Consider the following 13,730-nt stretch of genomic DNA (forward strand, 5'->3'; position numbering starts at 1 on the left):
CTTTGCCAATAGCAATTGCAGGAGGATCACAAACCATTTGTTCGAATGCAACGGCAACCGTAAGTGGTGCTTCTGCTACAAACGGAACAATCCTATGGACTGAAAACGGAGCAGGAACTATTACCGCAGGAGATACAACTCTAACGCCCACTTATACCCCAACAGCTGCCGATGCAGGAACTTCTGTTACTTTGACAATGACGGTAACCAGCAACAATGCCTGCACACCGCAAACTCAAACGGCGACATACACCGTAATTGTGAATCCTTTGCCAATAGCAATTGCAGGAGGATCACAAACCATTTGTTCGAATGCAACGGCAACCGTAAGTGGTGCTTCTGCTACAAACGGAACAATCCTATGGACTGAAAACGGAGCAGGAAATATAACCGCAGGCGCTACAACACTAACGCCAACTTATACCCCAACTGCTGCCGATGCAGGAACTTCTGTTACTTTGACAATGACCGTAACCAGCAACAATGCCTGCGCACCACAAACTCAAACGGCAACATACACCGTAATTGTGAATCCGTTACCAACTGCAACTGCCGGAGGATCACAAACCATTTGTTCGAATGCAACGGCAACCATAAGTGGTGCTTCCGCAACAAACGGAACAATCCTATGGACTGAAAACGGAGCAGGAACTATTACCGCAGGCGCTACAACACTAACTCCAACTTATACACCAACTGCTGCCGATGCAGGAAATTCTGTTACTTTAACAATGACGGTAACCAGCAATAATGCCTGCGCACCACAAATTCAAACAGCAACATACACAATACTTGTGAATCCGTTACCAACTGCAACTGCTGGTGGAACACAAACCATTTGTTCAACTGCCACTGCCACCGTAAGTGGTGCTTCCGCAACAAACGGAACAATCCTATGGACTGAAAACGGAGCAGGAAATATAACCGCAGGCGCTACAACATTAACTCCTACTTATACCCCAGCTGCTGCCGACGCGGGAACTTCTGTTACTTTGACAATGACGGTAACCAGCAACAATGCCTGCGCACCACAAACTCAAACGGCAACATACACCGTATTTGTGAATCCGTTACCAATAGCAATTGCCGGAGGATCACAAACCATTTGTTCGAATGCAACGGCAACGGTAAGTGGTGCTTCTGCTACAAACGGAACAATAGCATGGACTGAAAACGGAGCAGGAACAATTACCGCAGGCGCTACAACACTAACTCCTACTTATACACCAACTGCTGCCGATGCTGGAACTTCTTTTACTTTGACAATGACCGTAACCAGCAACAATGCCTGCGCACCACAAACTCAAACGGCAACATACACCGTAATTGTGAATCCGTTACCAACTGCAATTGCCGGTGGAACACAAACTATTTGTTCGAATGCAACGGCAACGATAAGTGGTGCTTCTGCTACAAACGGAACAATCCTATGGACTGAAAACGGGGCAGGAACTATTACCGCAGGAGCTACAACATTAACTCCTACTTATACCCCAGCTGCTTCCGACGCGGGAACTTCTGTTACTTTGACAATGACGGTAACCAGCAACAATGCCTGCGCACCACAAACTCAAACGGCAACATACACCGTAATTGTGAATCCGTTACCAACTGTATCAATTGCAGTAAATCCGGGAAATAATATCTGCGCAGGCACCTCAGTCACTTTTACAGCTACTCCAGTTAATGGTGGAGCTACTCCTTCTTATCAATGGAAAGTAAATGGTATAAACGTTGGAACCAATATTCCAACATTTACTTCCACATCTCTCATGAATACCGATAAGGTAACCGTCGTGCTAACTTCAAGTACTGCTTGCACTTCTCCAGTTACCAGTAATTTAATTACAATGACTGTAAATGATGTTGTTGTACCATCTGTTAGCATATCAGCTTCCGCTACAACAATTTGCCCAGGCAACTCGGTAACTTTTTCTGCTTTGGTAACAAATGGAGGTACAACTCCTTCTTATCAATGGATGATTAATGGTATTAATACTGGCACAAATAGTCCTAGTTTTTCTACTTCATTACTTGCTGATGGTGATATAGTAACTGTTAGACTAACATCAAATGCTATTTGCGTATCGCCAATAACTGATATAAGCAACAGTATTCCAATTACAGTTAATCCGGCAACACCCGCAACTCCTGGAGTAATCTCAGGAACATCAACGGTGTGTCCTGACATTACTGGATTAACGTATAGCGTTGTTGCAGTAACCAACGCAACAAGTTATACTTGGTCAATTCCAACTGGATGGTCAATAACTGCAGGTGCAGGAACAAATTCTATTACCGTGACATCTGGAAGCGCAGGACAGAATGGAAACATAAGTGTTACCGCTGGAAATAGTTGCGGTACAAGTGCTTCTGCCTCTTTAGCAGTTACTGTAAGTCCAGCAACACCCGCAACGCCAGGAGCAATAACGGGAACTGTTACACAATGTCCCGCATTAACAGGACAAATATATAGTATAACAGCAGTTCCTAATACTACAACTTATACTTGGACAGTTCCAACAGGATGGTCAATTACAGCAGGTGCAGGGACAAATTCAATAACAGTAACATCCGGTAATACAGGTCAAAACGGAAACATTAGCGTCACTGCAACAAATAGTTGTGGAACAAGTTCAGCAAGAACTTTGGCTGTAACTGTAAGTCCGGCAGGACCTGCAGCACCAGGAGTAATAACCGGAACTGGAACGCAATGTCCGGCATTAACAGGGCAAACTTATAGTATTATTGCAGTAGCAAATGCTACAACGTATAACTGGACAGTACCAACTGGATGGTCTATAACTGCAGGTACAGGAACAAATTCTATTACTGTAACATCTGGTAGTACAGGCCAAAATGGAACTATTAGTGTTACTGCAACAAATAGTTGTGGAACGAGTTCAGCTAGTTCTCTTGGAGTAACCGTAAGTCCGGCAACACCAGTAACACCAGGATTAATTGCTGGAACACCAACTGTATGTCCTGCAATTATTGGATTAACATATAGTATAACAGCAGTTACTAATGCTACAAGTTATACTTGGACAGTTCCAACTGGATGGTCAATTACTGCAGGCACAGGAACAAATTCAATCACTGTAACATCCGGTAATACGGGCCAGAATGGAACTATCAGCGTTACTGCAACAAATAGCTGTGGAACAAGTTCAGTAAGAACTTTGGCTGTAACCGTAAGTCCGGCAACACCGGCAACACCAGGAGCAATATCAGGAACTGTTACACAATGTCCTGCATTAACAGGACAAACATATAGTATTGCTGCTGTTGCAAATGCTTCATCGTATACTTGGACAGTACCAACTGGATGGACAATAACCGGAGGTACAGGAACAAATTCTATTACTGTAACATCTGGTACCGCGGGTCAAAATGGAACTATTAGTGTTACAGCAACAAATAGCTGCGGAACGAGTTTAGCTAATACTCTTGGAGTAACCGTAAGTCCGGCAACACCAGTAACACCAGGATTAATTGCTGGAACATCGACTGTATGTCCGGCAATTATTGGATTAACGTATAGTATAACAGCCGTTCCTAATGCGACTACTTATAGTTGGGCAGTCCCAACAGGGTGGTCAATAACTGCAGGTGCTGGAACAAATTCAATCACTGTAACATCAGGTAGTACAGGCCAAAATGGAACTATTAGTGTTACTGCAACAAATAGCTGCGGAACGAGTTTAGCAAGAACTCTGGCTGTAACCGTAAGTCCAGCAGCACCAGCAATGCCGGGAGCAATAAGTGGTTCTGTTGAACAATGTATAAGCAGAACAGGGCTTGTTTATAGTATATCCGCTGTTGCAAATGCTTCATCGTATACATGGACTTTACCGTCAGGTTGGAATATTACATCTGGTACAAATACAATTACAATTACTGTTTCAACATCAGGAACTGCAGTTGCTGGAAATATTACTGTAACTGCTAATAATTCATGCGGAACAAGTGGTGCTCAAACTTTTGCAGTTTCTGTAAATACTGCAATCCCGGCAACACCGCCAACACCAACTAGCCCACAATCTACATCAATATGCCCTGTTGTAACGGGATTACAATACAATATACCTGTAGTGGCTAATGCTACAGATTACACATGGTCTTTACCGGCTGGTTGGATTATAACTGCTGGAGCTGGTACAAATTCTATCACGGTTACAGCATCTTCTACTGCAGTTAGTGGTAATATATCAGTAAGAGCAAATAATGCCTGCGGTTCAAGTGCATCAAGTACTAATTTACCAGTAACCGTTGGTAATTTTGCTTTCGTTGATGCAGGTTCTGATGAGGTAGTTTGTGCAGCATTCCCAAATGTTTCACTTTCACCAACAACAGGAGGAGCAACTGGAAACAATAATGTATCGTGGTCTTCATCAAATGGAGGTACTTTTTCTCCTAATGCTACTAAATGGAATGCCACTTATACTCCTGGAGCTGCGGCAATAGCTGCAGGAACTGTAACATTGACCATTACATCTGATGATCCTTCAGGATCATGCGCTCCAGTAAGTGATCAAATCATAATAACAATAACGCCTATTGCAAGTATAGCTTCTGTTACAGGTTCAAGTACTTTGTGCAGTTCTGGAACAACAACCTACACAGCCAACTCTGTAGTTCTTAGCGGTGGTATTGGGACTTGGAGTAGCAGCAATACCGCTATAGCGACTGTTAATAGTACTGGAATCGTAACTGGAATCGCATCAGGTAACTGTAATATTATTTATACTATTACCGGGGGCTGTGGCGGAACAAAAACTGCCTTTCAATCTATAATTGTAAATACAGCTCCAACCGTAAATGCTGGTGGGACTAATGTGGTTTGTCAATCACCTTCTCCTTCACCCATTACATTATCCGGAGCAACTCTTGGCGGAGGAGCCACAACTGGAGCATGGTCTATAACCTCAGGTGGCGGATTATTAAGTAGTACAGCACAAACGGCAACTCCCGCAACCGTTACCTATACTCCTGCTGCAAATTTCAGCGGAACAGTCATCTTGACTCTTACCACAAATGCACCAACTGCATGTTCTCCAGTAAGCGAAACAAGAACTGTTACCGTGAATGCAACTCCAACGGTAAATGCTGGAGCAGCTGATATTGTTTGTCAATCAGCTACACCATCAGCCATTACATTAACTGGAGCAACTATTGGTGGCGGAGCTACAACTGGGGCATGGTCTATTACTTCAGGAGGTGGATCATTAAGCAGTACCCTCCAAACTGCAAATCCTGCAACAGTTACCTATACACCTGCCTCGAATTTCAGTGGGGTGGTAACATTGACCCTTACCACAAATGCACCAACTGCATGTTCTCCAGTAAGCACAACTAGAACCATCACTATAAATGCTGCTCCAACGGTAAATGCAGGAAGTCCTGATATTGTTTGTCAATCTCCAACACCATCTGCAATTACATTAACTGGTGCAACTGTTGGCGGAGGTGCCACAACTGGAGCATGGTCTATTACTTCTGGTGGAGGAACTTTAAGCAGTACCCTTCAAACTGCGACTCCTGCAACTGTTACCTATACTCCTGCAGCAAATTTTAGCGGAACCGTTACCTTGACTCTTACCACAAATGCACTTACTGCATGTTCTACTATAAGTACAACTAGAACTATAATAGTCAATGCTACGCCAACTGTGAACGCTGGAGGCCCTAATACTGTTTGCCAATCGGGAACACCATCGGCAATTACACTAATTGGTGCAACCGTTGGTGGTGGAGGTACAACCGGAGCATGGTCTATCACTACGGGAGGTGGATTATTAAGTAGTACAGCCCAAACTGCGACTCCTGCGACTGTCACTTATACTCCTGTTGCAAATTTCAGTGGAACTGTCACTCTTACTCTTACTACAAATGCTCCAACTGGGTGTTCTGTAATAAGTGCAACCAGAACCATTACTATAAATACCGCTCCAACGGTAAATGCTGGAAGTCCTGATATTGTTTGTCAATCTCCAACACCGTCTGCGATTACATTATCGGGTGCAAGTATTGGTGGCGGAGCTACAACTGGAGCATGGTCTATTACTTCGGGAGGTGGGTCATTGAGCGATACAGCCCAAACTACTACTCCTGCGACTGTTACTTATACTCCCGCGGCAAATTTCAGCGGAACTGTCACTCTTACTCTTACTACAAATGCTTTAAGTGGCTGTTCAGCCATAAGTGCTATAAAAACCATAACTGTAAATGCTGCTCCAACTATAAATGCCGGAGGAGCTGTAACTGTTTGTCAATTAGCAATACCGTCTGCGATTACACTTTCTGGTGCAAGTATAGGTGGTGGAGCTACAACCGGAGCATGGTCAATCACTTCCGGAGGAGGGACTTTAAGCAGTACAGCTCAAACGGTAAATCCTGCGGCCATTACTTATACTCCTGCTGCTAATTTCAGTGGAACTGTTACGCTGACTCTTACCACAAATGCATTAACCTCCTGTACAACCGTAAGTGCTACTAGAACGATTACTGTGAATGAAGCTTCAACCGTAAGTGCTGGAATAAATCAAACTATCTGCTCAAATACTACAGCTACGATGGCGGGTTCATTTGGAGGTGGTGCTTCTTCGGCTACTTGGAGTACAAGCGGAACTGGCACATTTAATAACAATACACCAACTGCAATTTATAGCCCAAGTGCAACTGATATTAATTCAGGCACAGTTACTTTAACATATTCTACTAATGACCCGGCTGGTCCATGTACAGCGATAACCGCAAATATCATTTTAACTATTAAAAAAGTAGTTGCAATTACAAATCAACCTTCGAATACAAGTATATGTGCCAGTTTTCCTGCAAGTCTAAGTGTAGTTGCCATTGGTGATGGCTTAACGTATCAATGGTATAAAGGTACTGCTCCTACTGGTACAGCAATAGTTAATTCAGCTAATATCTCGGGTGCGCAATCTGCTAGTCTTAATTTCAACCAAGCAAGTTTAAGCGATGATGGTAGTTATTATGTAGTTATTAACGGAGCATCTCCTTGTGCTGCAGTTACTTCTGCACAAAGAACATTGAATGTAGATCAAGCGATTATAGTATCTTCTCAACCTGTTTCACAATCACTATGCAATGGTTCTAATGTTACATTTACCGTAGTTGCTGATGCAAACGGAGATCCTTTATCGTATCAATGGAGAAAAAATGGTTCAAATATTATTGGACAAACAGCTTCAACTTTAACAATCAATTCTATTGCATCAGGAGATGCTGCAAACTACGATGTAGTAATTTCAGGGCCAGCCGGTTATACATGCTCCTCTGTACAATCAGCAATAGCAACATTAATGGTAACACAAATTCCGACAGTATCAATTAGTTATACAGGAAATCCATTTTGTAAAAATAATACCGTTGCTCAACCTGTAACAAGAACAGGAACAAATGCCTTCACTGGAGGTACTTACTCCTACTCAGTTGTTTCTGGCGGACCAACATTAAGTTTAGATACCTCAACTGGAGCAATTACTCCTAGTACAAGTAGCGCAGGTACTTATACTATAACATATACAACCCCTGTTACTGGAATTTGTGCGCCTGTAACGGCGACTACAACAGTTACCATAACTCCAATTCCAACGGCAACTATCAGTTATACCGGAACTCCTTTTTGTAATTCATCAAGTAGTGCTCAAGCGGTAAATTTAAGTGGCACAAATGCCTATACCGGAGGAACCTATTCTGCTCCAAGTGGATTATCAATTAACGCAACTACTGGAGCAATTATTCCTAGTACAAGCACAGCAGGGACATATACAATAACGTACACTGGTCCTGCCACTGGAGGTTGTGCGCCAGCTTCAGCAACTACAAGTGTGACGATAACTCCAATTCCAACGGCAACTATCAGTTATACAGGAACACCTTTTTGTAATTCATTAAGTAGTGCTCAAGCAGTAAATTTAACTGGAACAAATGCCTATACTGGGGGAACTTATTCTGCTCCAAGTGGATTATCCATTAATACAACTACTGGAGCAATAACTCCTAGTACAAGTACGGCTGGAACTTATACTGTAACTTACACCGGCCCTACTATTGGAGGTTGTGCTCCAGTTTCAACAACTACAAGTGTTACGATAACTCCAATTCCAACAGCGTCTATCAGCTATGCAGGAACTCCTTTTTGCAATTCGATAAATAGCGCACAAGCAGTAAATTTAACGGGAACAAATGCCTATACCGGAGGAACCTATTCTGCTCCAAGTGGACTAACAATTAATGCGACTACAGGAGCAATAACACCTAGTACTAGTACTCCAGGCACTTATACTGTAACCTATCGAATTCCAGCTTCTGGAGGTTGTGCTATCATAGCAGTAACAACATCGGTTACTATTAATCCGCTTCCTTTTGCTACGTTCAATTATGGTTCTGCAACTTTTTGCAAGAGTGCTACGAATCCATTGTTAACTTATACGGGAGGTGGAGTTGCAGGAGTATTTAGCGCGACACCTGCAGGATTGTCCATTAATTCCTCAACAGGAGCAATCAATTTGGCAGCGAGTACCGCAGGGACATATACAGTTACCAATACTATTGCAGCATCTGGTGGTTGTGTAGCGGTAACACATTCTCAAGTAATAACAATTAATCCGGTAACGATTGGTGGTTCAATAACTGGTTATTTTAGTGCTACTCCCACAATAATAAGCAATTTAATTACTGCCTGCCACTTAGGTAGTGGTACACTTACTTTAAGTGGTTTTGTTGGGAATATAGTACGATGGGAATACACTACTAATGGAGGCGTAACATGGGTGCCTATTGCAAACATAAGTGCTACAAATAATTTTACGAATATCAGCCAAACAACATTGTACAGAGCAGTACTTGATAGTGGAGCTTGTGGCTTGGCATATTCAGCTATAGCATATGTAAATGTCATTCCACCAAATATCAAACCAGATCCTGTATCGGCATCACCTTCAACTTTATGCTTGGGAAGTTCTTCTTTATTTACATCCCAAAGTAGTTATGGTACAGGCCAATTTTTACAAGGCGGAGATTTTCAAACAGGGCAATTGAATACGCAAGATCCTAGAGGATGGTTAGTAGATGGTTCTCCTGGAGGTTATACCGCATCTGCCAATAATACAAGTTCTAACCATTGGGCAGGTACAAACCCACATCCTTTTCCAGGCGGAATAATTTATGATTCTGGTGATCCAAAATTTGCAATTGCGAATGGTCCGTTAACCACAACCTTACAAACACCTATATTTAATTCATTAGGCTTAACAACCTTTTCATTTGGATTTGACCAAGCCTATAAATTATTGGCTGGAGACCGCATACTCATTGAACTATCACTGAACGGTGGTGCAAGTTACACTGTTACTTTACAAGATATCACCGGACCGGCTCAATCGGCCCTCTTCAATACCTTTGCGAATGACAATACTTCTTTCGATTTACAAAATTATATAGGTCAAACACAATTGAGAGTAAAATTCACTTTTATAGGTGCCAATACAAATAGTGCTTGGGCTTTAGATAATTTTAAATTCCCGGATGCACCACCAAATCAAACAGTTGAATGGACTGATGAAGACGGAAATATAATTTCAACAATAAATACGGTGAATATAACACCTGTTTCCCCAGGAGTTCAAGTTTATGGTGTCACAACTTTAATTAATGGATGTAGAAGTTCAGGAATAGATGGAACTGAATTTGTAACCGTTAATGTAAACTTTGCTTATGCAGGGAAAGATCTTGCCATTGTAGCTGCTGACTGTGGAAATAATACGGTAACTCTTAATGCTTATGACAATAGACTTACCGCTGCACAAAACATAGCAAAAGGAGCTTGGGACAATAATTATGTAACAGATACTGCTATAGGTACTGGTGCCACTGGAAAATGGACCATTAAATCCAGTACTGCAATAAGCCCTTGTAATACCGCATCCTTTTTTCCAAATGATACCGATCCTAATGCTACGTTTACCGGTGATGCTGGAACTTATGTACTAACGTGGACAGCAGCTGGGTGTTCTGATGATGTTACTGTTGTTTTAACTGATTGCTCTACAATTAATTTCGATGGTACAAATGACAATATAACCTTCAAAGATAATTATGATTTTACTGCTCCATTTAGTATCGAAGTTTGGGTAAAACCCAATTCAGTAACTGGAACACAAACCATCTTTTCTAAACGCGATTCTAATAATCTGGCTACAGGTTATGATTTGAAATTGATAGGAGACAAAATTTCATTTAATTGGAATGGAACAGGAACAGTTGCCTCTAATTATGGCATTGGTACAAGCAGATGGTATCATATTGCAGTTACTTTGAGTGGTACAACGTATCGATTATATATTGATGGTGTTGAAGTAAAAAATGCATCAGGATCATTACCGGCAACTAATGACTTTGATTGTATTTTAGGAGCGATGAATAAATCTGGAAGCCAACCTATAAGCTATTTTAATGGATGGATGGATGAACTCCGAATTTGGAATAAAGCATTAACTCCAGAACAATTGCACCAAATTATGAATCAGGAAATTAAAAGCAACGGAGCTACCGTTGCAGGTGTAATCGTTCCTGTAGATGTAAACGGATTATCATGGACAGCCGATTTATTAGGCTATTACCAAATGAGCTCCATTAGTTGTGGTTATCTCAATCCAACAAAAGGAACTGCCATAGGTAAGTTAAGAAATATTACCAGCATACAAGATCAAACCGCTCCAATACCATATACTTCAAGAGTTAATGGTCAAGATTGGAGTACGGATACTACTTGGACACATTTTAATGTTTGGGATGCACCAAATAGCTTAGGAGTTGATAATAGTACTCCAATTGATTGGAATATTGTACAAATATCACATAACATTAATTCTGGAAATAAAGACATTACAGTATTAGGTTTACTTTCAACTACCGGAAAATTAACAATGGCTGATCCTGTTGTAACTAATCCAATTGAAAATAATGACGGTCAAGGTTTATGGATTACCCTATATTTATTATTGAATGGCAATATTGATCTTGTAGGACAATCACAACTGGTACAAAAGAGATATTCAGCATCTCAATATGATGACAGTATTTTAGATGAAGCTAGTTCAGGATATATTGAACGAGATCAACAAGGTCAAAAAAACAGTTTCAATTACAACTATTGGTCATCACCGGTAAGTATTCAAGGAGGTTTAAATAATTCACCGTATGCAATTGCAAATATTCTAAAAGATGGAACGGATTCTTTAATTCCGAATAGTATCAATTTTGATGACGGTCCATTTTTTGCAGATATAGTTTCAAGTCCTATAAAAATTAGTAACCGCTGGTTATGGTCTTACAATTCACAAACACTAAATTCGAATACAGATTTAAATGATTATCATCAATGGAAATATGTTGGCAGTACCGGTCTGATAAAAACTGGAGAAGCGTATACTATGAAAGGAACCGGTGGTATTGCTCCAATCACAGCACTACAAAACTATGTATTTGTAGGAAAACCTAATTCAGGGACTATTACATTATCTTTACCTTATGACCAAACGTACTTAGTAGGAAATCCTTACCCATCAGCGCTTGACGCCGATGAATTCATAAGAGACAACTTAGCTGCTAGAAATGCACTAGGCAAAAATGTTTTTAATGGCGCACTTTATTTTTGGGATCATTTTGGTCTGTCAAACAATCACTATTTAGCTGAATATGAAGGTGGTTATGCTACCTATACCTTAATGGGAGGAGTTGCCGGTATTGCTGACAGTTCTTTGACTGGAACTGGAGCTGGTACAAAAGTACCGGAACGATACATCCCCGTAGCACAAGGATTTTTTGTTGATGCCTATTTAGACTCTGACCTATCAGGGACGATGATTCCAACAACAGTTGATGGTGGCAATTTAATTTTTAAAAATAGCCAACGAGTATTTGTCAAAGAAAGTGCAGGAAACTCGCTCTTTATGAAAACGATTGGAACAACAAAATCAAGTGCAAAAGGTTCAGATGTTGAAACTGAAACGAGATCAAAAATCAGACTCGGTTTTGATTCTTCAATTGGTGCGCACCGACAACTATTACTTGGAGCCGATAGTAACACAACCGCAATGTTCGACATCGGTTATGATGCTCCAATGTTTGATTTGAGTGTAAATGATATGTTTTGGGAAATTAATAATATTGAATATGTGATTCAAGCCGTTACTGATTTTAATGAAAATCAAGTAATCCCTTTAGGACTTACTGTAGGAACCGAAGGCAAAATCAAAATAAAAATTGATGCTCTTGAAAACATATCTGGTACAACTCAAATTTACATCCATGATAACATAACGGGCATTTATCATGACATTCGTACTAGTGATTTTACCATTTCATTAGCCGCTGGCGAGTATAGAAACCGTTTCTCGCTTCGATTTACAAACAAAACACTTGATGTTGATGAGAATAATTTAAATGACGGACTTATAGTTTTATATTCCAATAATTATAAAGTCTTAATCATTCAAAATAAAGCTCTTGATTCAAACGTGAACGAGGTGCGTCTCTTCAATATATTAGGACAAGCTGTGGCAAATTGGGATGTGAAAAATGAAAATCAAACCAGAATTCAAATTCCAATCAAAAGTTTAAGTTCAGGAGTATACATCGTAAAACTGAAAACTTCAAAAGGAGATTACAGTAAAAAAATCATAATCAAATAAAATATATGTTTCCAGTACCAGAATCCTATTCAATTAAGTAAATATTAATCTGAATTTTAATAAATTGGTTTAAATTATTATTTATATTTGAATTATAATTTTGGATTTACATCCAAAGAAAAAAAGAAAAACCATTTAAATTTATAAAAATGAAAAAGATAATAGCATGTATAGCAATCGCATTTCTAACTGTGAATCTTAGTGCTCAAGAAAGTAAAACCGCTACAAAAGAAAAAGCAAAAAAAGAATCCTGTTGTGCTAAAAAAGATTCTAAATCAAAAGCAATGAGTGCTGATGAAATAGAAAAATGCCAAGCAAAATGTAAGGCTGAAGGAAAAAAGTGTGATGCATCAGCAAAAGCAAGTGGCAAAAAATGCTAGTCTAAACAATATAAATTTTAATTTCCTATAAAAAAACGCCTCTAAATTTAGAGGCGTTTTTCTATTTTTAGAAACAACTACGTGCTTTTATTTGGCTCTTACACTCCATTCAAAATCCATTTCAGACACTTGAACTCCTTTTTCATCTGTTCCAATAGACTTCATCCAGAAGGTTTGTCCTTCTCCGGTAGCAATTGTTTTTTCAATTGCTTCTTCAATTAAATGACCATCGGTACAGGTAAAAGTGATTCTACCCGTTGCTTTTTTGGTAAAATTACCTTTATTGTTAGCAACAAGCATCGATATTTTCCTATCGCTTTTTTGAATTTGAAACATTACTAAAGCTCCTGTAGAAAGCTCAGCAGCCATTGCTTGCACTGCAAAATACATGGAATTAAACGGATTTTGATTAATCCAGCGGTGTTTTACTGATACCACACATTTGTTTTCATCAATCTCTTTTACACGTACACCACAGATAAATGCCGACGGTAATTTAAATAAGAGAAATTTATTAAGTTTTGACGCTGTAAGTTTCATATATAGCTAGGTTTTTTGCTAAAATACAAAAAAATACTATGCGTACATATTAAATTAATTTGTTAATTTTATGTTAATATTTGGTACT

3 protein-coding genes are annotated in these 13,730 nt (G+C 39.9%); 2 read left to right on the forward strand and 1 reads right to left on the reverse strand.

The window, feature by feature from the left end:
• Window positions 1-197: 197 nt before the first annotated feature.
• Both QLS65_RS11180 and QLS65_RS11185 read left to right on the forward strand, forming a co-directional pair.
• Entirely contained in the window at window positions 198-12,722 is a 12,525-nt protein-coding gene (locus tag QLS65_RS11180) for a LamG-like jellyroll fold domain-containing protein (RefSeq protein ID WP_282717712.1), read from the forward strand.
• A gap of 149 nt (window positions 12,723-12,871) precedes the next feature.
• Complete coding sequence (locus QLS65_RS11185) at window positions 12,872-13,102, forward strand: hypothetical protein (RefSeq protein WP_099713264.1); 231 nt, start codon at window positions 12,872-12,874, stop codon at window positions 13,100-13,102.
• An 87-nt stretch (window positions 13,103-13,189) separates the two neighbouring features.
• Here QLS65_RS11185 and QLS65_RS11190 read toward each other — a convergent pair whose 3' ends face one another.
• Window positions 13,190-13,642 carry a DUF4442 domain-containing protein gene (locus tag QLS65_RS11190; RefSeq protein WP_282717714.1) on the reverse strand — a complete coding sequence of 151 codons (453 nt, stop codon included), beginning with the start codon at window positions 13,640-13,642 and terminating at the stop codon, window positions 13,190-13,192.
• Window positions 13,643-13,730 lie beyond the last annotated feature (88 nt).

The sequence above is a fragment of the Flavobacterium algoritolerans genome (assembly GCF_030010385.1).
GTDB classification, from domain to species: Bacteria; Bacteroidota; Bacteroidia; order Flavobacteriales; family Flavobacteriaceae; genus Flavobacterium; species Flavobacterium algoritolerans.